21 protein-coding genes are annotated in these 20,882 nt (G+C 62.7%); 9 read left to right on the plus strand and 12 right to left on the minus strand.

Features of this window, described 5'->3' with window-relative positions:
* Positions 1-161: 161 nt before the first annotated feature.
* On the minus strand, positions 162-1,472 hold the full coding sequence (urtA, locus tag AC0L24_RS09855) for an urea ABC transporter substrate-binding protein (RefSeq protein ID WP_027036733.1): 1,311 nt from the start codon (positions 1,470-1,472) through the stop codon (positions 162-164).
* A 308-nt stretch (positions 1,473-1,780) separates the two neighbouring features.
* Here urtA and AC0L24_RS09860 point away from each other — a divergent pair, with 308 nt between their 5' ends.
* The gene (locus tag AC0L24_RS09860) at positions 1,781-2,194 is read left to right on the plus strand and encodes a hypothetical protein (RefSeq protein ID WP_473563671.1); all 414 of its coding nucleotides are present in this window, start codon (positions 1,781-1,783) and stop codon (positions 2,192-2,194) included.
* Positions 2,195-2,258: 64 nt separating this feature from the next.
* Here the strand turns inward: AC0L24_RS09860 and AC0L24_RS09865 are convergent, their stop codons facing one another.
* The 3 genes from AC0L24_RS09865 to AC0L24_RS09875 all read right to left on the minus strand — a co-directional run bounded on the left by AC0L24_RS09865 (position 2,259) and on the right by AC0L24_RS09875 (position 4,890).
* Positions 2,259-3,830, minus strand: a complete 1,572-nt coding sequence (locus AC0L24_RS09865) for a GMC family oxidoreductase (protein WP_127397184.1) — start codon at positions 3,828-3,830, stop codon at positions 2,259-2,261.
* A gap of 46 nt (positions 3,831-3,876) precedes the next feature.
* Complete coding sequence (locus AC0L24_RS09870; protein WP_473563672.1) at positions 3,877-4,407, minus strand: gluconate 2-dehydrogenase subunit 3 family protein; 531 nt, start codon at positions 4,405-4,407, stop codon at positions 3,877-3,879.
* A gap of 87 nt (positions 4,408-4,494) precedes the next feature.
* Positions 4,495-4,890: a VOC family protein gene (locus AC0L24_RS09875; protein WP_127271303.1), complete on the minus strand. Its 396-nt coding sequence runs from the start codon at positions 4,888-4,890 to the stop codon at positions 4,495-4,497.
* A gap of 208 nt (positions 4,891-5,098) precedes the next feature.
* Here AC0L24_RS09875 and AC0L24_RS09880 point away from each other — a divergent pair, with 208 nt between their 5' ends.
* Positions 5,099-5,404: a ribbon-helix-helix domain-containing protein gene (locus tag AC0L24_RS09880; protein ID WP_127268969.1), complete on the plus strand. Its 306-nt coding sequence runs from the start codon at positions 5,099-5,101 to the stop codon at positions 5,402-5,404.
* Here AC0L24_RS09880 and AC0L24_RS09885 read toward each other — a convergent pair.
* Together AC0L24_RS09885 and cckA are read right to left on the minus strand one after the other, a co-directional pair.
* The gene (locus tag AC0L24_RS09885; protein WP_127810505.1) at positions 5,401-6,111 is read right to left on the minus strand and encodes a purine-nucleoside phosphorylase; all 711 of its coding nucleotides are present in this window, start codon (positions 6,109-6,111) and stop codon (positions 5,401-5,403) included. The two genes, AC0L24_RS09880 and AC0L24_RS09885, sit on opposite strands and share 4 nt — an antisense overlap.
* Before the next feature lie 86 nt (positions 6,112-6,197).
* Entirely contained in the window at positions 6,198-8,771 is a 2,574-nt protein-coding gene (cckA, locus tag AC0L24_RS09890; RefSeq protein ID WP_127810506.1) for a cell cycle histidine kinase CckA, read from the minus strand.
* Between the two features lie 223 nt (positions 8,772-8,994).
* On the opposite strand from cckA, the gene AC0L24_RS09895 reads away from it, so the two are divergent.
* The gene (locus tag AC0L24_RS09895; RefSeq protein WP_127397467.1) at positions 8,995-9,738 is read left to right on the plus strand and encodes a flagellar biosynthetic protein FliO; all 744 of its coding nucleotides are present in this window, start codon (positions 8,995-8,997) and stop codon (positions 9,736-9,738) included.
* 204 nt (positions 9,739-9,942) lie between these two features.
* Here the strand turns inward: AC0L24_RS09895 and dksA are convergent, their stop codons facing one another.
* Positions 9,943-10,359, minus strand: a complete 417-nt coding sequence (dksA, locus tag AC0L24_RS09900; protein ID WP_013531862.1) for an RNA polymerase-binding protein DksA — start codon at positions 10,357-10,359, stop codon at positions 9,943-9,945.
* A 329-nt stretch (positions 10,360-10,688) separates the two neighbouring features.
* Here dksA and AC0L24_RS09905 point away from each other — a divergent pair, with 329 nt between their 5' ends.
* From AC0L24_RS09905 to AC0L24_RS09920, 4 genes are all read left to right on the plus strand, one after another.
* On the plus strand, positions 10,689-11,192 hold the full coding sequence (locus tag AC0L24_RS09905; protein WP_127810508.1) for a SixA phosphatase family protein: 504 nt from the start codon (positions 10,689-10,691) through the stop codon (positions 11,190-11,192).
* Positions 11,193-11,255: 63 nt separating this feature from the next.
* Complete coding sequence (locus tag AC0L24_RS09910; protein WP_127810509.1) at positions 11,256-12,734, plus strand: YcjX family GTP-binding protein; 1,479 nt, start codon at positions 11,256-11,258, stop codon at positions 12,732-12,734.
* On the plus strand, positions 12,731-13,822 hold the full coding sequence (locus tag AC0L24_RS09915; protein ID WP_127810510.1) for a YcjF family protein: 1,092 nt from the start codon (positions 12,731-12,733) through the stop codon (positions 13,820-13,822). Before AC0L24_RS09910 ends, AC0L24_RS09915 begins: the two co-directional genes overlap by 4 nt.
* A gap of 134 nt (positions 13,823-13,956) precedes the next feature.
* Positions 13,957-14,511, plus strand: coding sequence for a hypothetical protein (locus AC0L24_RS09920; RefSeq protein ID WP_127398986.1), 555 nt, complete (start codon positions 13,957-13,959; stop codon positions 14,509-14,511).
* Between the two features lie 93 nt (positions 14,512-14,604).
* Here the strand turns inward: AC0L24_RS09920 and AC0L24_RS09925 are convergent, their stop codons facing one another.
* The 3 genes from AC0L24_RS09925 to AC0L24_RS09935 form a co-directional block, all read right to left on the minus strand.
* Positions 14,605-14,871 (minus strand): hypothetical protein, encoded by a 267-nt coding sequence (locus tag AC0L24_RS09925; protein ID WP_127271315.1) that lies wholly within the window; start codon positions 14,869-14,871, stop codon positions 14,605-14,607.
* Positions 14,872-15,053: 182 nt separating this feature from the next.
* Positions 15,054-16,262: an MFS transporter gene (locus tag AC0L24_RS09930; protein ID WP_128289815.1), complete on the minus strand. Its 1,209-nt coding sequence runs from the start codon at positions 16,260-16,262 to the stop codon at positions 15,054-15,056.
* 60 nt (positions 16,263-16,322) lie between these two features.
* On the minus strand, positions 16,323-17,312 hold the full coding sequence (locus tag AC0L24_RS09935) for an AraC family transcriptional regulator (RefSeq protein ID WP_473563713.1): 990 nt from the start codon (positions 17,310-17,312) through the stop codon (positions 16,323-16,325).
* Positions 17,313-17,473: 161 nt separating this feature from the next.
* Between AC0L24_RS09935 and AC0L24_RS09940 the strand changes: the two genes are divergently transcribed.
* Positions 17,474-19,309, plus strand: a complete 1,836-nt coding sequence (locus AC0L24_RS09940; RefSeq protein ID WP_473563673.1) for a monovalent cation:proton antiporter-2 (CPA2) family protein — start codon at positions 17,474-17,476, stop codon at positions 19,307-19,309.
* Positions 19,310-19,323: 14 nt separating this feature from the next.
* The gene (locus tag AC0L24_RS09945) at positions 19,324-19,869 is read left to right on the plus strand and encodes a DUF924 family protein (protein ID WP_473563674.1); all 546 of its coding nucleotides are present in this window, start codon (positions 19,324-19,326) and stop codon (positions 19,867-19,869) included.
* A 154-nt stretch (positions 19,870-20,023) separates the two neighbouring features.
* Here the strand turns inward: AC0L24_RS09945 and folK are convergent, their stop codons facing one another.
* Positions 20,024-20,536 carry a 2-amino-4-hydroxy-6-hydroxymethyldihydropteridine diphosphokinase gene (folK, locus tag AC0L24_RS09950; protein ID WP_127272685.1) on the minus strand — a complete coding sequence of 171 codons (513 nt, stop codon included), beginning with the start codon at positions 20,534-20,536 and terminating at the stop codon, positions 20,024-20,026.
* The gene (gene folB / locus AC0L24_RS09955; RefSeq protein ID WP_023813034.1) at positions 20,520-20,879 is read right to left on the minus strand and encodes a dihydroneopterin aldolase; all 360 of its coding nucleotides are present in this window, start codon (positions 20,877-20,879) and stop codon (positions 20,520-20,522) included. The genes folK and folB overlap by 17 nt, the downstream gene beginning before the upstream one ends.
* Positions 20,880-20,882: the final 3 nt, after the last annotated feature.

Consider the following 20,882-nt stretch of genomic DNA (forward strand, 5'->3'; position numbering starts at 1 on the left):
CCCCCCCCCCCCGCCCCCCCCCCCCCCCCCCCGGCGGGCCCGCCCACCTCGCGGGGGGCCGCCACCCCCCTGGGGGGCGTGGGGGGCGCCGGGGGGGGGCCGCCGCGGGCGCGCCCGCGCGCGGTCATGGGCATGGACCTGAAGGTCCAGCCCGGGGAGGATCAGTTCGTGCCCTTGCCGCCGCACTTGCCGGTGGCAACATTGAAGTTGCCGCAGGACAGAGGCGCGCGCCAATCGGAGATCAGGTCCTTGGAATCAGGCAGATAGTCGGACCACTCGTCACCCATCACCAGGCCCGGCGTGCGCGACACGGTTTCGAACTGGCCGTCGGCCTGGATTTCGCCGATCAGCACCGGCTTGGTGATGTGGTGGTTCGGCATCATCGTCGAATAGCCGCCGGTCAGGTTCGGCACCGACACGCCGATCATGGCGTCGATGACCTTGTCCGGATCGGTGGTGCCGGCCTTCTCGACCGCCTTCACCCACATGTTGAAGCCGATATAATGGGCTTCCATCGGATCGTTGGTGGTGCGCTTGTCGTTCTTGATGAACTTGTGCCAGTCGGCGATGAACTTCTTGTTCTCGGGCGTGTCGACGCTCTCGAAATAGTTCCAGGCGGCGAGATGGCCGACCAGCGGCGCGGTGTCGAGACCGGCTAGCTCTTCCTCGCCGACCGAGAAGGCCATGACCGGGATGTCCTCGGCCTTGATGCCCTGGTTGCCGAGTTCCTTGTAGAACGGCACGTTGGCGTCGCCGTTGACGGTCGAGACGACGGCGGTCTTCTTGCCGGCCGAACCGAACTTCTTGATCGCCGAAACTTCGGTCTGCCAGTCGGAGAAGCCGAACGGCGTGTAATTGACCATGATGTCTTCAGCCGCCACGCCCTTGGCCTTCAGATAGGCCTCGAGGATCTTGTTGGTGGTGCGCGGATAGACGTAGTCGGTGCCTTCCAGCACCCAGCGCTTCACCGAACCACCATCCTCGCTCATCAGATAGTCGACAGCCGGGATGGCCTGCTGGTTCGGCGCCGCACCGGTGTAGAACACGTTGCGCTCGCTTTCCTCGCCCTCATACTGGACGGGGTAGAACAGGATATTGTCGAGTTCCGAGAACACCGGCAGCACCGATTTGCGCGACACCGAGGTCCAGCAGCCGAACACCGCCGCGACCTTGTCCTTGGAGATCAGTTCGCGCGCTTTTTCGGCAAACAGCGGCCAGTTGGAAGCCGGATCGACGACGACCGCCTCGAGCTTCTTGCCGAGCAGACCACCCTTGGCGTTCTGCTCGTCGATGAGCATCAGCATGGCGTCCTTCAGCGTCGTCTCCGAAATCGCCATGGTCCCCGACAGCGAATGGAGAATGCCGACCTTGATCGTGTCGTCGGCGGCCTTGACCGGAGCGGACGTCAACAGGCCGGCGGCGACCACACCAGCCGAAAACATTTTTGTTATTGTCGAGAAATTACCCCTCATATTACAGACTCCCAAGCTAGTTGATTGCACCGCAACACTACAAAGCAACCCCCATGCCAACCGCTCTGGCAATCCCGAAAGGCACAAATAAATTATAGATATCAGCACCTTGGCATATAGGGCTTACAAAACAAAGAGAGGTGGCCAGAAATCGATTGAGGGAATTTTGCGCAGCTTGCGCAGCCTCTGCCTATTTTTCGATCATTTGCCAAATCTGCCTAGATTTTGAACTCACCAGTGCCTCAGGCGACCGATGTTGCGGCGCGGTGCAAAAATAGGGCAAGCTCGCTCTTCAAGCGAGCGACGTCATGGTTTCAGGTATTTCACGTATTTTCATCGGCATACTGCTTCTGGCTGCAGCAACCGTGGCCGCGCGAGCCGATTTCAGCGACGGCAAGATGCCTGACGGCGCCTATCATTGCGAAGTGTACCTGCTTGGCATGTTCCTCAGCCTCGGCGACATCACCATCAAGGGGAACGTCTACAGCGGCCCCGTCTACACCAGCCTTAGCGTCTTCGGCACCGCGCGGCAGGGCTACAACTACCAAATGGACGCAAACGGCGTGATCTCGGGGCTGGGGCCGCTGGGCGGATATACCGCCGGCGGCAATTCACTGTCGCTGACCCAGGCGACGCTGGACGGCGAAACCGTGCCCTCCTTCGACATCATCATGAAGCAGCCCGACGGCGCCTTCACCGCCTCGACCTGCACAAAGCAGTGAGGCGGCAAGAAAAAGGCGCGGAACCTTGCCGGTTCCGCGCCAGCAGTCCGTCGGGAGGATGTGACTAGATCGTCTTGGCCGACATCTGCGCGGCGATGTAGTCGGCCTGGCGGATCGCCAGCGACACGATCGTCAGGGTCGGGTTTTCGGCGGCCCCGGTGGTGAACTGGCTGCCATCCGACACGAACAGGTTCTTGATGTCGTGCGCCTGGCCGTGCTTGTTGACGACGCCGTCTTCCGCTTTCTCGCTCATCCGGTTGGTACCGAGATTGTGGGTCGACGGATAGGGCGGCGTCGGGAAGGTGCGGGTGGCGCCGACCGCATCATAGAGTGCCGTAGCCTGCTTGTAGGCGTGGTTACGCATCGCGGTGTCGTTTGGATGATCGTCGAAATGCACGTCGGCGATCGGCATGCCGTGCGCGTCCTTCTCGTCGGCATGCAGCGCGATGCGGTTCTCCGCGCGCGGCATGTCCTCACCGACGATCCAAAGGCCGGCCATGTGGTCGTAGTGATCGAGTGCTGTGGTGAACGAGCGCCCCCATGCGCCCGGATCAAGAAACGCTGCCATGAACGGCAGGCCGAGCGACAGCGTCTCGAACTCGTAGCCACCAACGAAACCGCGCGATGGATCATGCCGCGCCTCGTCGCGGATGATGCCGGCCATGGTCGTGCCGCGATACATGTGCACCGGTCTGTCGAAGATGGCATAGACCGAGCCGGTGGTGTGACGCATGTAGTTCTTGCCGACCTGACCCGACGAGTTGGCAAGCCCATCGGGGAATTTCCCCGACGCCGAATTGAGCAGCAGCCGCGGGCTCTCGATCGAATTGCCGGCAACCGCGACGATGCGCGCCTTCTGCTCCTGCAGCTTGCCGTCTTTGTCGGCGTAGACAACGCCGGTCACCTTTCCGCTGGCGTCATGGTTGATCTTGATCGCCATGGCATTCGGCCTGACTTCGAGATGGCCTGTCGCCTCTCCCTTGGGTATCTCGGTGTAGAGCGTCGACCATTTGGCGCCCCATTTACAGCCCTGGAAGCAGAAGCCGGTCTGCTGGCAGGACATGCGGTCGTCGCGATCGACCGAGTTGATCGCCATGTTGCCGGTGTGGCATTCCTTGTAGCCGAGCTTGTCGGCGCCGGCCTTCAACACCTTGAAATTGTTGTTGCCCGGCAGCCGCGGCCAGTCATTGGTGCCGGTGACGCCCATCTTGGCTTCAGCCTGGGCATAGTAGGGCTCCATCTCGGCCAGCGTGATCGGCCAATCGAGCAGGTTGGCGCCTTCCAGTTTGCCGTAGGTCGACAGCCCCTTGAACTCATGCTCCTGGAAGCGCAGCGAAGCTCCCGCCCAATGCGTGGTCGAACCGCCGACCGACTTGACGATCCAGGCCGGCAGGTTGGGAAAGTCCTTGGCCACACGCCAGTCGCCCGACGTGGTGCGCTTGTCCGTCCAGGCGAGCTGGCTGAACGAACCCCACTCGTCATTGATGAAGTCTTCGTATTCGTGGCGCGCGCCGGCTTCCAGGATGACGACGTCGACACCCTTCTGGGCGAGTTCGTTGCCGAGCGTGCCGCCGCCGGCGCCCGAGCCGATGATGACGACCACGCCATCGTTGTTCAGATCAAATGAAGCTGCCATGGTTTCCTCCCATGATTTCTGTTTGCGGGTTCAAGAACGACGGGGCTCAGAGCCACTCGATGTCGTCGAAACCGCGCGCGATGTAGCCGCCCTTGGAATAGGACTCGCCCTCGTAACCGAAGATCGGCCACACCTCTTTCTGGTTGTAGAGGCTGACCACGAGGCCACCCCGAATGGCCTGGAAGAACGGCGTCGCCTCGATTTGCTTCAGCACGGCGACGCGCTGGTCCTCCCAGCCAAGGCCGCGGTAGCCGCCGTCACCGGACTTCTTGTCGAGGTCGGCGATGCCATCTTCGAGCATAGTCTTGTAGGCGGCGTCCTTGCCGGCCTGTTCGTCGTGGCCTTTCACGGCAATGGCGTAATATTTGTCCGGAACCTTATCGTGCGGATAGATGTCACGCGCCATCTGGATCAGCGTCGCCATGGTTTCGGGCTTGAGTGCCGATGTCTCCAGTCCCCAGGCATGCTCGGGGCTGATGACGGCGCCGCCTGAGATGACGAGCAGCGCGCCGATGCTGCCGCGTTTGAGAAGCTCGCGACGGGACAGCCCGGGCTTCGCGTCATAGATCGTGACCATTTTATTCCTCCCTGCTTGCTATGTGCGCTCTCTTCAGAACGCCGTTGCTGGCGCGCTGCCCCCGTCAGGGGACGGCTGCGATGTCTCCTATTGGAAGCGACCTCCGCGTTGCAGAACCTCGATCTTGTAGCCGTCGGGATCCTCGATGAAGAAAAAGCGGGCGATCAGCGACCCGTCGCGGTTGAACTCGACGATTTTCTTCGGGTTGAGCCCTAGCGCGCCGAGACGATCATGTTCGCCGTCGAGATCGACGACCGAGACCGCCAGATGGCCGTAGCCGTCGCCGAGCCCGTAAGGCTCCTGCCGATCCTTGTTCACGGTCAGTTCGAGCTCGAACCCTGCCTCGGCATTGCTGAGGTAAATGAGCGTGAATGTCTCGAAATCCAGCCTGTCGGCGACATCGAGCCCGAAGGCGTTTCTGTAGAAATCGAGCGATCGGGCTTCGTCGAGAACCCGGATCATACTGTGGATCGCCTTGGCCAAATCAGTCTCCGTTCTGGTGTGGAGGCGATTATGCGCGGCACGGGAAAAAGGTGGTGGCAGCCGGTTACCACGCCCGCAGCCGCGAACGGGACGAAAGTCCGATTGCCGGACCGGCAATTTTGCCCGAGAATGCATGTGGGGACAGGTCAAGCAGTATCAAACTGCACGCCCGTCCACCCAAGACCAACAATCATGGGAGGTTTGTCGGATGTGCAGGGTGTTTGCGGGCCAGGATCCCGAAGGCTATCGCCAGATCAACCGGTCGATTCGCATCGACGGCCACTCGACCAGCATCCAGCTCGAAGCGACATTCTGGGCTTTGCTGGACGAAATCGCCGAAAACCAGGATTTGACGACGCCAAAATTCATTTCGAAGCTTTATGACGAAGCCATCGAGATCAACGGCGCCATCCCGAACTTTGCGTCGATGCTGCGCACCACCTGCGCGCTCTATCTGCGGGGCCATCGGCCGGGAATGGATGAGCAGATGGTGCCGAAGCGGGAGGCTGCTTAGCCCGCTTCCACAGCGACAGCGAGCGCCAGACGGGTCATGTCGGTGAAAAGCGCCTGGCGCTCGGAATAGTCGGTCTGTTCGCCGGTCTCGATGTTGTCGACCACGACACACATCGACAGCGCGCGCGCTCCGAAATGCTGCGATATGCGATATAGCGCGCTGGTTTCCATATCCACGGCCAGGGCTCCTTGCGCCCGCGCAACGGCAAAACGGGCGCGCCCCTCCGGGTGATAGAAGATGTCGCTGCACACCGTCAGGCCGGCATGATGGTCGATGCCGAATTCTACCGCCTTGGCCAGTGACGATGCGAGGAGCGCCGGGTCGGGGCCAGCGGGTCCATAAAGGCCGAAAACCTGGCCGCTCTGGGCGCTTTCCGCCTGTGCCGATTGCGAGATGACAAGGCTGCGCAGTTTTGCCTTTGCGGTCAGGCTGCCGCAGGTGCCGGTGCGGATCAACGTCCGGGCGCCATAATGGTCCAGCAATTCATGCGCATAGATCAGAAACGATGAAACGCCGATGCCCGTCGCCTGAATGCTGACGGGTTTGCCGCCAAACAGCCCGGTGAAGCCAAGCGCGCCGCGGCGGCGATTGATGCAGCGCGGCGCTTCCAGGAACGTTTGCGCCATCCACTCGGCGCGCTGCGGGTCACCCGGCAACAAAACCGTGTCGGCGTAGTCGTCCTTGTCCGCTTCGTTGTGCGGCGTCACCAGTTGCTCCCCTAAGCCTTCCTGCCGTTTCACCCGCAATCATGGCGTTGTCACGGCGTTGTGCAAGGTGGAACATGGGAAAGGCTCTAAGACTCCAGCACGTCCTTGACGATCGTCGCCAGTTGCTTGAGCGAAAACGGCTTGGGCAGAAAGCCGAAATGCGCATCTGCCGGGAGGTTTCTGGCGAATGCGTCCTCGGCGTAGCCGGACACGAAGACGAACTTGATGTCCGGCTGGCGCTTGCGCAATTCACCAAGCAGTGTCGGTCCGTCCATTTCCGGCATGACCACGTCGGAAACGACGATATCGACCTTGCCGCCCAGCGCCTCGAACACTTCCAGCGCCTCGACGCCCGACGATGCCTCGTGCACGGTGTAGCCACGCGAGGTCAGCGCCCGCATGCCGCCCATGCGCACGGCATCCTCGTCCTCGACGAGCAGCACCGTGGCCGAGCCCGACAGATCCTTGGCCGGATCGGCGACCTTTGCCGGCGTCGCCGGCGCATCGCCGGGCTCGCCTGCTTTTTTCGCTTTGGCGATGTGACGCGGCAGGAAAATGCGGAAAGTCGAGCCTTTGCCGACTTCGGAATCGCAGAAGATGAAGCCGCCGGTCTGCTTGATGATGCCATAGACCATCGACAGGCCAAGGCCAGTGCCCTTGCCGACTTCCTTGGTTGTGAAGAAAGGCTCGAAAATCTTCTTCAGCACGTCGGGCGCGATGCCGCTGCCGGTGTCCTCGACTTCGACCACGACATAGTCCGCCGGGGCGAGTTCGCGGTAGGAAAAGGCCTTGCACTCCTCGGCGGTCACATTGCGGGTGCGCACGGTGAGATCGCCGCCCGCCGGCATTGCGTCGCGCGCGTTGACCGCAAGGTTGACGACCACCTGCTCGAACTGCCCGATATCGACCTTGACCGGCCACAGGTCGCGGCCATGATCAACCTTCAGCTTGATGTCGTTGCCGACAAGGCGGGCGAGCAGCATCCTGAGATCGGCGAGTACGTCGGTCAGGTTGAGCACTTCCGGCCGCAATGTCTGCTTGCGCGAGAAGGCCAGAAGCTGCCGCACCAGCGAAGCCGCCCGGTTGGCGTTCTGCTTGATGTTCATGATGTCGGGGAAGGAGGGGTCCGACGGACGGTGATTGGTCAACAAAAGGTCGGACGCCATGATGATGGCGGTCAGCACATTGTTGAAATCATGCGCGATGCCGCCGGCAAGCTGGCCGACCGCCTGCATCTTCTGGCTCTGCGCCATCTGCCCTTCGAGCGCCTTCTGCTCCGTCGTCTCGACGGCGTAGACGATGGCCGACTCCTCGGCGCCCTCGCCACCGGTGCCGTCGGCGACGGCATTGACGTAGAAGCGGATGTGCCGTTCGTCGTTGCCGGGCAAAAGCGTGTCGATCGGCTCGATGTCGGCCTGCCGCTGCTGCGCTTTCTCGAAGGCAGCCGCGAAGGCCGGCCGGTCGCGTTCGTGGATCACCGTGTCGAGCCTTACGCGACGGTCGACGGCGTCGCGATCGACGACAGACGAAAACAGCGACAGGAACGGCGCATTGGTGCGCAGGATGCGCCCATTGTGGTCGACGCCGGCGATCGCCATCGGTGTCGAGTTGAAGAAGCGGGTGAAGCGCACTTCCGAAGCCCGCAAATCGGCAGAGGCATCCTCGCCTTGCGTGCGGTTGAGCACGATCGTGCGTGTCGGCCCGTTCAATCCTTCGCGGCTGGCCGAAACACGGTGCATGAAGCGCACCGGCAGCGCTTCGCCCGTCGTGGTCGTCAGGTCGAGATCGATCACCGCGTTGCGTGTGGTGCCGGGGTCGGCCTTGACCGAGCGGACCAGCGCCATGCCGTCGCCGGCCACGATCTTCGACAGAGACACGGCGCCGGGCGTGAAGCTGGTGAGGTCGATGCCAAGCCATTCGGCGAGCGTGGCGTTGATATAGGTGACGCGGCCCTCCTGGTCGGCCGAAAAGAAGCCGGCCGGCGCGTGGTCGAGGTGATCGATCGCCTTCTGCAGGTCGAGGAAGAAGCGCTCCTGCTCGGCCCGCTCCTGCGAGATGTCGGCAAGCTGCCAGGCCAGCATCGGCAGCCGCTGGCCTGGAACGCTGAAGGCGCGGGCGCGGGCCCGGTACCAGCGGGCGCCAGGCTCGGCACCGGGCCGAATGGACTGTGCGAGCCTAAACTCGCCGTCGCCCGACTGGCCGTCGCGCAGGCCGGACGCCAGGCGATAGATCGTCACCGAGGCTTCGGGGACATCCGAGAGCAATCCCTCGACGGTCTTCAGATCGGCAGCGGACGATGCTCCGGTCATATCCGCATAGGCGCGATTGGCGTAGACGACGCGGCCCTTGGTGTCGGTGACGAGAAGCCCCTGCGACATCGAATCGACGAAGGATTTCGACAGTTCGTCGCCTGTCGAGCGTGGCGTGACCTGCACGAAGCCGATCGCCGTCGCAAACAGAAAGCCGACGCCGATCATCGCCAGCACGCCGAGCATGCCGAGCAGGAAAGGATCGCCGAGGCGCTCGCGGAAAAGCCCGAAGACGATCGCCGCCCCCGTCAGAACGACGATGAAAATGATAAGCCGGGTGACCGCGCCGGGTCGCGTATTCTGGTCGACGATCGGTACCGGATAGAAATCGCCGCGCGCTTCCTTGGCCATGTGCCCCCTGCTCGTGAATTCCGGTGTTCCGACACCCGCCCCTAGCGGGTTGAATCACATTCTCCTAGTCCGGAAAAGGCCTGGGCGGCAAATGTCGGATAAAAATGATGTCTTCCGGGCTTCGGAGTTTTTCTAGCTGTTCACCGGCGTGAAACGCAACTTGCGGTAGCCCGCTGCAACGGTCTAGTGTCTCGTCACTTCCAAGGGCGATCAGGGGAACCCAATGCAATGGCTCGATAGCGTGGCAGGTCCCGGTTATGCCGCAGCATTGCTGTGGACGTTTGCAGCGCTTGTCCTGCTGGTCATCGTTCTCGTCATCATCAAGCTGGTGCGCAACCTGACATTCGGAACCTTCGTCGCCGGTGGCCGGAACCGCAAGACGCGACTGGCCGTCATGGATGCCACCGCCGTCGACAGCCATCGCAGGTTGGTGCTGATACGCCGTGACGATATCGAGCACCTGCTTCTGATCGGCGGCCCGACCGACGTCGTCGTCGAGCGCGATATCCGACTTTCGGCGCTACGCCGGCCGGCATTGACTGGAGACGGTGGCTTGCAGCCGGTCCCGGCCACCGCGGCCCCGGCAGCAACAAGGCCACGTCCGCCGCAACCCGCTCCGCCGCCGGCCAGACAGGCACCCGCTCCACAGCCGGTGAACACGACGCCCGCCCGCCCGCGTCCAACAGCGCCGCCGGCACCTGCACCGAAGCCGGCAACGCAAAGCTATCAGCCGACCAATGTCACGCCGTTGCCGGCCTACGGCTCCGCCAATGCCAACACCGCCCGGCACGCCCCGCCACCACCGCAGCCGGTGCAAGACAGCATCGACGACACGCTGATGAGGGAGCTCGAAGTGTCGCTAGACCAGCCCCGTTCGGGCGGCCCGGTGGGCAAGCCGGCGGCGCCGCAGTCGCTCGACGACGAGATGACCAAGCTTCTCGGCGAACTCTCCAGTCAGAAGAGATGAGCGACGGCCGGGTCGCTATCCCGCGAAACATCGCCGCCGGTCCGCTACCGAACCACCTCGTCCAAGCGCAAAATATCAAGGGTTTGCGGCCTTCGCGCGCCTCAGAGCGGTGGATGCCGCACCAATAGAAATGGCCGGAAAACCGGCCATTTTCAGGATCGAGTTCGTTCGGGACAGCCGGCCGTGCGCCGCCGGCCTTGACCTTCAGTCGTCGCGATAGACTTTTTCGCGGCGCTCATGCCGCTCCTGCGCTTCGATCGACAATGTCGCGATCGGACGCGCATCGAGCCGCTTCAGCGCGATCGGCTCGCCGGTCTCTTCGCAATAGCCGTAAGTGCCTTCGTCGATGCGCTGCAGGGCGGAGTCGATCTTTGCAATGAGCTTGCGCTGACGGTCACGGGCCCTGAGTTCGATGGCACGGTCGGTTTCCGAAGAGGCGCGATCGGCCAGATCGGGGTGGTTGGCGTTTTCTTGCTGCAGGATTTCCAGTGTTTCGCGCGCTTCGCGCAATATGTCATTCTTCCAGGTGACGAGCTTTGAGCGGAAGTAGGATTTCTGCCGCTCGTTCATGAACGGCTCGTCTTCGGAGGGTACGTAATCGGCGGTAACGATGTCGTTCATTCGACTCACCCAAACTGCCCCAAATTTGGCGCCTATATATTCGTCGTCCGACGCCTGCACAAGCGCAATCGGCCGCTGTTTCACGCAATTGTTAAAGTACCCCGCCACGGGTCTTTGCAGCCGCGTACGGTCGCTTTGGTACAAACTCCGCCGAGACACTTTGGATCCGGTGGCACATGCTTTCCGAGATCGGCCGTGATCCCGGGGCGAACGCAAGCGCCTTTGCAGCAAGCAGCATTGGGTGATTCGCTGTGTCTGAAGAGCACGGGCATTGTGCGCAACGCCGTTCTCGTGGCTAATCCCGGGAGGCTTCGGCATTCGGAGGTTGGGTGAGCAGGCTTTATCTGTTGCGACATGCAAAGGCTGGCTGGGCACTGCCCGGTATGCGGGATTTCGATCGCCCGCTCGACGCGTCCGGCCGTTCCGATGCCGAAATGATGGGCGCCGCCATGCGCTCCCGCCTCTATGTTCCGGACCGCACGCTCTGCTCCAATGCCAAACGCGCCAAGGAGACGCTGGAAAGCCTGGCCGGCCAGACCGACACCGGCCGGGTCCTGTTCTTCGACGCGCTCTACAGCGCGGACGCGGCCGGTTACCTCCACCTTATCCGCGACAATGGCGGATCGGGCTCATTGCTGGTCATTGGCCACAACCCGATGATGGAAGACCTCACCATGGCAGTTTCGGGCGACGGCGACGAAACCGCGCGGGCCACGCTGAACCACGGGTTTCCGACCGCGGGCCTGGCGGTCGTCCGCTTCGACGGCGATCTTGCCAGCGCCGCCCAAGGCGCCGGCTATCTCGAAGCGTTCCTGACGCCGGCCGATCTCTGAAGCCATTTCAAAGCCTGGTTGTAGAGCCTATATCGGACGGACCGAAGTCCGAGAGAGCATATTTTGGCATCATCGCTGACCACCTTCACCGACGAGGCGAGGATTGCCCTCGACACGCTGTCAGGCCGCGCCACCGGGCTTTTTTCCCCATCGCTGCGCCTCGGCGTGACCGGATTGTCCCGCGCCGGCAAAACGGTGTTCATATCGGCCCTAGTCCACAATTTGATCCATGGCGGCCGCCTGCCGCTGTTCGAGGCGCAGAAATCTGGGCGCATCGCCCGCGCCTTCCTCGAGCAGCAGCCCGACGACGCGGTGCCGCGTTTCCAGTACGAGGACCACATCGCCGCCCTGGTCAACGATCGTGCCTGGCCCGATTCGACGCGCGCCATTTCGGAACTGCGGCTGACCATCGAATATGAATCGGCTTCCGGCTGGAGCCGCATGTTTTCTTCAGGCAGACTGTCGGTCGATATCGTCGATTATCCCGGCGAATGGCTGCTCGATCTGCCCCTGCTCGGCAAATCCTTCGCCGATTTTTCGCACGAAGCCTTTGAAATGGCCGTTCTGCCGGTGCGCGAGGACCTGTCGCAGGCTTGGCGGGCGCTGTCGGCTGGGATCGATCCGGACGCCGATGCCGACGAGATGACGGCGCGCCGCCTGGCCGAAAGCTTCGCCGCCTATCTGAAGGCCTGCAAGCTCGACGAGCGGGCGCTTTCGACTTTGCCGCCCGGCCGTTTCCTGATGCCGGGCGATCTCGAAGGCTCGCCGGCACTGACTTTCGCGCCCCTGGCCGGGATCGGCGACAGGCGTCCGCGCGCAGGGTCGCTGCACGCCATGATGGACCGGCGCTACGAGGCCTACAAGACCCATGTCGTCAAACCCTTCTTCCGCGAACACATCACCCGCCTCGATCGCCAGATCGTGCTGATCGACGCCATGCAGGCGCTGAACGCCGGCCCCGGCGCCATGGCCGACCTGGAACGCGCGGTAACCGAGATCCTTAGCTGTTTCCGACCCGGCCGGGGCAGTTTCCTCACCGACCTGTTCTCGCGGCGGATCGACCGCATCCTGGTTGCCGCGACCAAAGCCGACCATCTGCATCACGAAAGCCATGACCGCCTGCAGTCGATCGTGCGGCGGCTTGCCGACCGCGCCGTGGCACGGGCGAATTTCACCGGCGCCGACGTCGATGTGGTCGCCATGGCGGCGGTGCGCGCGACGCGCGAAGGCACCGTCAAGCAAGGCCGAGAGACGTTGCCAGTCATTATCGGCACGCCGATCGCCGGCGAGAAGATCAACGCCGAAACCTTCGATGGAAAAACTGAAACAGCCATATTTCCTGGTGATTTACCGGAGAAAATTGATGCGGTTTTTGATCTTTCGGGAGCCGATCACAAGCAGGATGCCGCGGACCCTGCAATCCGCTTCGTCCGTTTCCGTCCCCCAAAGCTAGAACGCACGGCCGAAGGTATCACCCTGTCGCTGCCGCATATCAGGCTCGACCGTGCCTTGCAGTTCCTGATCGGAGATCATCTGGCATGACCGCGCCCCGCAAGCCGGCAGCGTTCCGCATCGAGCCGGAAGCCGAACCAAGGCAAGAGGAGCCGCAGGCGCGCCGTGCCCAGGCCGACATCCAGCGTAAACCCCGCGCGATGAAGACCGATGTCGCGATGGTCATCCCGGCGGAAGTCGATGTCTTCGACGAGCCCGACTTCATTGCCGCGGAGCCGCCGCCGGCCATTGCCCCCAGGAAGCGTTCGCTGCTCGGCAGCATCTTCTTCGGCGCCTTTGGCGTGCTTGTTTCGCTGGCGGTCGGCCTATGGACCGACGAACTCATACGCGACCTCTTCGCGCGCGCCGAATGGCTGGGCTGGCTGGCGGCGGGCATGGCCGCCATTGCCGTGCTGGCGCTTGTGGTTATCCTGATTCGCGAATTCCTGGCGATCGCCCGCCTCGCCGAGGTCGAAAAGCTGCAGAAGCGTGCGCTCGACGCGATCGCCCGCGACGATCCCAAGGCGGCACGATCGGTCGTCGACGAATTGTCGGCCTTTGTCGCGGCCAAACCCGAAACCGCGGCCGGCCGGCGCGCGCTGGCCGAACTGCGCGGCGAAATCATCGACGGCGGCAATCTCGTGCGCCTGGCCGAGGCAGAAATTCTGGGCCCCCTCGATGCCAGGGCGAAGGTGATGATTCTCGAAGCCGCCAAACGCGTTTCGCTGGTGACGGCGGTCAGTCCACGCGCACTCGTCGATGTCGCCTATGTCGTGTTCGAGGCGGGGCGGCTCATTCGCCGTCTCTCGGAACTCTATGGCGGGCGGCCCGGAACGCTGGGTTTCTTCCGCCTGGCGCGCAGCGTGCTGGCGCATCTGGCGGTCACCGGCTCGATCGCCGTCGGTGACAGTTTCGTCCAGCAGATCGTCGGCCACGGCCTGGCCGCGCGCCTTTCGGCCAAGCTTGGCGAGGGCGTCGTCAACGGCATGATGACGGCGCGCATCGGCATCGCCGCGATGGAGACGGCGCGACCCCTGCCCTTCAGCGCCGCCAAGCGTCCCGGATTGGGCGACTTCCTCTCGGCGCTGACATCGTTCGCAACCAGGAAAGACGGTGAAACGACCCGATCCGGCAAGTGAGCCGGCTGGAGTGTCTGGATCTTCGGAATTGTTACCGGACTGCTTTGCGGCGGCCTCGCGGTGACGAAGCATTAACCAATCTTGTTCATGGTCAGACGGGTTCCAAACAGCATCTTTGTTGCCGGGTGTCGTCGATGAAAAGCGTAATTCTATCCAGCGTCCTGCCCCTGGCAACGGTGATTGCGGCAGTCGTCGGCCTTGCCGGAGTGGCCTCTGCGGCGGAGCCGGACAAGCAGTTCTTCCAGGCGGCAGAAGGCAAGTGGATCGGACCCGGCGAAATTGTCGCCGGCAAGTACAAAGGCACCAAGTTCAACTGCAGCTTCACCGGCTCGACGCCCGACGGCAAGGTCGGCATGTCGCTCGACGGCGGCTGCCGGGTTGGCATGTTCACCCAGCAGATGTCGGCCAAGATCGAGCGCAAGGGCCGCGAGGGCTACAAGGGCAGCTTTATGGGTGGCGCGGCCGGTTCCGGCCTCGACATCATCGGCGGCAACGTCGTCGATCCCCGCAAAGTGGTCTTCACCATCAACCGCAACCAGCTCCGCGGCGTCATGCAGGCTCGCATCCCTGACGACAATTCGATGACAGTGACTATTGCCGTGCGCGTCGACGACCAATTGGTGCCGGTGATCGGCATGAGCCTGAAGCGCGTCGACGCAGTCGAAGTCGGCTCCATCGCGCCGAACTGAAAAATCCGAAAAAAAGGCGGCGACCCAACGGTCACCGCCCTCTCCCTTGACCAATCGAATCAGGCGCTTAGGCCTTGATCTCAAATCAGGGCGTTAGCCTTTGATTGTGGCCGTCAGTTCGTCATAGGCCTTGCAGGCGTCGGCCAATGTCGTAGCGCCCTGATACTTGGTTGTCACCGCCTGGACCTTGGCCGTCAGATCAGCCGCTTTGGACGGGTCCTTGGTAATCGCTTCCTGCAGCGCGGTAGCCATGTCCTGCGCCTTCTTGGTCGCGATTTCCGCCGTGCACTCGGGCGCCTTCGAGCAAGCCGAACCGGCAAGCACCGCCAGGCCGACGGCAACAAACAAAAACTTCTTCATGTCAGTCATCTCCTCAAAAAGGGCGCGACTTGATCGTCGATCACCCTCCAATGGCCGAAGCCGAGCGTCCTTAGCCTTCGATTGCGGCAAGATGCAACGTGTTCCCGGCCTCAACTTGTGTATCGCGCCTGCAACATCGGCGGCGGCCCGGATTCAGGCTATTTTATCGGCGGCAGCAAAGTTCAGCTGCGTGGCTGCAGCAGCGCCAAGACGGCGGTCGATGCGGCAAGGACAGCAGTCAGAGTCAAAGGCCCGGTCGCGCCATAGGTGTCCACGACATAGCCGCCGACAACCGCGCCGATGGTGATGGCAATTTGGAAAGAGGTGACCATCAGGCTGCCCGCTGCCTCCAGCGCATCAGGCGCCGCGCGCGACATATTGGTCGGCAGCACCACCGGCGCCATGCCAAAGGCGAAACCCCACAGCGTAACGAAGCCGAAGGCAACGCCGATATGCGAGCCCCAAAGCAGCAAAGTAAGTGCCGCAACCGCCATCAACGCTGCGGTGACTGCGAGGGCCATGTGGATGTTGGTGTCGGCCATGCGGCCGCCGGCAACATTACCGATCACGGCAGCGATGCCAAACCCGAGCAGAGCCAGGGCAATCGGTCCGGTTGTAAGGAGTGTCACCTGTTCGAGGAAGGGACGCACATAGACCGAGCCGGCAAAATGCCCCGTCATCAGCAAAACAATGGCCAGCATGCCGAGTTGGATGCCGCGCCGCCGGGTCAGCCGAAATACATCTGCAAGGCTGTTGCTTGCCGTTGCAGGCAAGGTCGGCAGGCTGAGAAGCTGCAGCAGCATGGCAAGCGCGGCCAGCCCCGCCGTCATGGCCATGGCACTGCGCCACCCAATCCAGTCACTGATCAGCGCGCCCATCGACGGTGCGGCAATGGTGGCAAGCGAGACGCCGAGGGTGACGATCGCCATGCCCCGACCTGTCGCATTGGCGCCAACCAGCCTCGCCACGACGGCGACCGAAAGTGCCCAGAAAGCGCTGAGAGCGATGCCCAGCCCGGCCCGGCCCAACAGCAACAGCCAGAAATCGGTCGCCAGCGCCGCCAGGATATTGGAACCGACCGCGAGGGCGCTGAGACCAACCAGCACCGCCTTGCGATTCAAGCGGCCGATGAGAACATTGCTCAACATGGCCGTCACAGCGCCGACGGAAGCGGTGGCGGTGACGACCTGGCCGGCCGTCCCCTCGCTGATGCCGAGATCGCGTGCCATTGGCGTCAGCAGACCTGCGGGCAGGAATTCGGCCGACACCAGGGCAAAGCTGGTGGCCGCCAATGAAATGACCGCGAACCAGGTGGCTGCGCTCCATGCGGCTGGTGCATCGGCATCAAGGCCAATCGCGGCGTCTTCAAGCTGTAATGTTGTGTCAGTCACGGAAAGATCTCCAAAGTTTGGAGGTCTTAAATAGGCGAGTCCGCTCGGATGATATGTATCTTAGAATCCGAAATTCATATCCATTCGTCCGGGAATTGTGCGGCGCACAACGCCCGGCGAGACATTGGTGATGCGCTTGAACGCGCGCGCGAAGGATGCCTCGGAATCATATCCCAAACGGGTAGCGACTTCGGCAACCGACAAGCCGTTTTGGCCCAGCAATTCGCGGGCAAGCTGCATGCGCAGGCGGGCGAGATAGTGTGCGGCACCCTCCCCCAATACCGCACTGAAACGCTCGGCGAAAATCGAACGCGATTGGCCTGCCACGCCGGCCAGGCTTCCCAGCGTCCAGTTGTGGCCGGGGCTGCGGTGCATGGCCGCCAAAGCGCGGCCTATATGGGGGTCGCGGATGGCTGCGAGCCAACCGGTGGTCGAGGCTCCGTTGCAATTGACCCAGCAGCGTATGAGCCGGGCCGTCAGCAAGTCGGCCATACGCGACAGAATCGTGGCGCTGCCCATCTGCGGTTGCGAGGCCTCCACCGTCATGGCCGCCAGCAAAGGACCGACGACCGGGTCATTGCCGGCCACGTCGCAACCCTTGATGACAGGAGGCATCAACGTTATCAATGGGTTGAGTGCATAGGAGTCCAAGGCCATGGAGCCGCAGAAAAGGGTGCTCGTGGCGCCCGTTCCTTGCCGTACCACTTCGCAGACGTTGCCCCCCAACTTGATCACCTTGCAACCTTCGAGCGAGTCCCCTGCAACGTCCGGCGCGCTCGCCAGCCGATGGGCGATGCCTTGCGGCAGCAGCACCAGATCGCCATCGCGCAACTCCTGCCAGCCTTGCGATTCAGTATGAATCCAGCACGGGCCCTGGCCGACAAAGTGAAACCGAAGCAGCTGTTGTTGCGGAAAGTCTATGCTCCATGGGTGCCGGAGCTCGCAGCGGCCATAGTTGACACCACTCAAGCGAAAGTCTTGCAGAACTTCGCTGAGCGCATCCATCGGGATATGTGGCGTCGAAGACGGACGGGACGAATAGTCAGGCATGTGCCTGATATAGATGCCGAACGTCCGGCAGGCAAGCGGGGACCGTTGTTCCACCAGGTGAATCGTTGCAGCGGCGCCCTACCCTTCCCGGCAGATTTCTCGCCTTGCCTCCCACTCCAACTGCATGCAAGGAGTTTCTGCTAGACACAGGGACAACAGGCATGGCGGCGGAAGCATCGGGCAGTGATCTGGTTCAGGTGGTGGCACTGCTTGCTGCCGGCGTCGTTGCCGTTCCGATCTTCAAGCGCATGGGCCTTGGCTCGATCCTCGGCTATCTGGCCGCCGGCGTGGTGATCGGTCCGTTCGGCCTCGGCGTCTTTTCCGAATCGGAAGCCATTCTTCATGTCGCCGAGCTCGGTGTGGTGATGTTCCTGTTCATCATCGGGCTGGAAATGCAGCCATCGCGGCTGTGGGGCCTGCGCCGCGAGATCTTCGGCCTCGGCGCGCTGCAGGTCGGCGTCTGCGCGCTGCTGCTGACCGGTGTCGGCATGGCGGGAGGGTTTCCGATCGCGCAATCCTTCGTCGCCGGCGCCGGCTTCGTGCTGACCTCGACGGCGATCGTCATGCAACTCCTGGAGGAACGCGGTGAAATCGCCGCACCGAAAGGCCAGCGCATCGTATCGGTCCTGCTGCTCGAGGACCTTGCCATCGTGCCGCTGCTGGCCCTGATCGCGTTCCTGGCACCCGGTGGGGCCGACACCAGCCTGTCGGAGCGGCTGACCGAAATCGGCATCGGCCTTGCCGCGATCATCGGCCTGGTGGTGGCCGGCCGTTATCTGCTCAACCCGTTCTTCCGCATCCTGGCGGATGCCCGTGCCCGCGAGGTGATGACGGCGGCGGCACTTCTGGTCGTCCTTGGCTCCGCCCTCGCCATGCAGCTCAGCGGCCTGTCGATGGCGATGGGTGCCTTCCTGGCCGGCGTGCTTTTGTCTGAATCGACCTTCCGCCACCAACTCGAAGCCGACATCGAACCCTTCCGCGGCATCCTGCTTGGCCTGTTCTTTCTCGCGGTAGGCATGTCGCTCGACCTGCATGTGGTCGCGGCGAACTGGCGGCTGATCGCCATCTATGTCGTCGCCTACATGGTGATGAAGGCATTCGGTATCTACATCGTCGCCCGCATCCTGAAATCAGGCCACCGCGAAGCCCTGGAGCGCGCGGTCTTCATGGCACAAGGCGGCGAATTCGCCTTTGTCCTTTACTCGGCGGCCGCGGCGGTCGGCATCATCGATGGCCAGGCCAACGCGACGCTGACGGCGATCGTCATCATCTCCATGGTGCTGACGCCGCTGGCCATCATCGCCTTGCGCTATCTGACGCCGCGTGACGAGCAGTCGCTCGACGGGGTCGATGTCGCCGATGGCCTGACCGGCAGCGTGCTGGTCATTGGTTTCGGCCGCTTCGGCCAGATCGCGAGCCAGCCGCTGCTGCTGCGCGGCATCGACGTCTCGATCATCGACAATGACGTCGAAATGATCCAGGCGGCGGCCGATTTCGGCTTCAAGGTCTATTATGGCGACGGCACGCGACTGGACATCCTGCATGCCGCCGGCGCCGGCCGTGCGCGCGCCGTGCTGATCTGCGTCGACAAGGCCGATGTGGCTGTTCGCATCGCCCAGTTGATCAAGGCTGAGTTTCCTTTGCTCACCGTGCTGGCCCGCGCTTTCGATCGTGGTACCGCGCTGCAGCTCATTCGCGCCGGCGTCGACTACCAGCTGCGCGAAACCTTCGAATCCGCACTTGTTTTCGGCGGCTCGGCCCTGGAATCGCTGGGCGTCGATCCCGAAGACGTGGCTGAAACGATCGAAGACGTCAGGCGCCGCGACACCGATCGCTTCCAAACCCAGCTTGCCGAAGGCATTCGCGCCGGACAGCGCTTCCTGAGAGGCAATATCGGTACGCCGATTCCGACACCGCTCTCCACGCCGCGCCGGCCTGGTCAGGCACTCAATGAAGAAACCGCGGGTGTGCTGCACAAGTCCGAACCCGCCGATTGAGCAAGGAATTAGGCATGGAATTGGACAGCAGGGCCCTGTCGGTCACCAAATTCTGGCGCGATGCCGGCGAGGATGCCTGGTTCGAGAAGAACGAGGCATTCGATGCCGAGTTCCGCGACCGCTTTCTCGGCCTGCACTACGCCGCCGCGCGGCGTGAATGCGACGATTGGCTGGAACACGCCGAAGGCGCGCTGGCGCTGATGATCCTGCTCGACCAGTTTCCGCGGAACTGTTTTCGCGGCACCGGCCATATGTACGCGACCGATCCGCTCGCCAGATATTTCGCGGAGAGGGCGGTCGCGGCTGGCCATGACCTGGCACTCGAGGAAAGACTCCGTGTTTTCCTTTATCTGCCGTACGAGCATTCGGAACTGCTGGCCGACCAGGACATTTCGGTCGAGCTGACGCAGGCCAGGGCCGAGCCCTACCTGAAATACGCTGTCGAACACCGCGATATCATTCAGAATTTCGGCCGTTTTCCGCACCGAAACAAGATGCTTGGCCGCGAAACCACCCCGCAGGAGCAGACGTTCCTGGATGGCGGCGGTTTCTCCGGTTAAAGACCCCGCTCCAAGGTGTGTTGAGATTCAGGTCAGGCCGAGTCGAAAACGGTGGGTTCCGAGAACCGGAGCGGAGCGTACATTTGGGTACGTGAGCACCGGAAGCGCAGGAACTCGCCGTTTGCAGGCCGGCATCACTTGAATATCAACGCACCTAGGCCAACCACCAATCCCGGCCGGAGGACAATCGCTCGATGCCTGAAGTATCGACGGCGACCAGCCGGTCGGTGATGCTGCGACCGCTGACAACCAGGCCGGGCGCGATCTCGGCCAGCGGCGCCAGCACGAAGGCACGCTCCAGCATGCGCGGATGCGGCACCTCCAGCCCGGTCTCGTGGATGACGCGGTCGCCGAACACCAGAATGTCGATGTCGATCAGCCGCGGCCCCCAGCGCTCCTCCCGGACCCGCTTCAGCTTGCGCTCCGCATCGAGGCAGAGGTCGAGCAAGGCACGCGGTGCAAGCACGGTGGAAATCTCGGCGGCCGCATTGAGAAAATCCGGCTGATCGAGCTTGCCCCATGGCGGCGTGCGATAAAGCGAGGAGACGCCGGTGACGCGCGTATCCGCGTCGGCATCCAGCATGCGCAGCGCCGCGCCCATGGATTTCGCCGGATCGCCAAGATTGCCGCCAAGGCTGAGATAAACGGTACTATTCGGGCCAGACAACGGTCACCTCGACATAATCGAGCACGCCGGGCACCGGTGCGTTCGGCTTGCGCACCGTGATCTCGGCTTTCTTAATCTGCGGAAAACGCGCCGTCAGCGCACGGGCCACTTCGAGCGCCAGCGACTCGATCAGAAAACGGCGCTGCCCGGTGATGATCTTTTCAATGACGGTGAATGCAATGCCGTAGTGGACTGTATCCTCGATCGAATCCTCGGCAAGTGCGCGGCCTGGATCGACGGTGAGAACAGCATCGACATAGAAGCGCTGGCCGAGCCTTTCCTCCTCGTCCAGCACGCCGTGCCGGGCAAAGAAAGCGCAGTTCTTCATGCGGATGACATACATCGC

The sequence above is a fragment of the Mesorhizobium sp. WSM4809 genome (assembly GCF_055811655.1).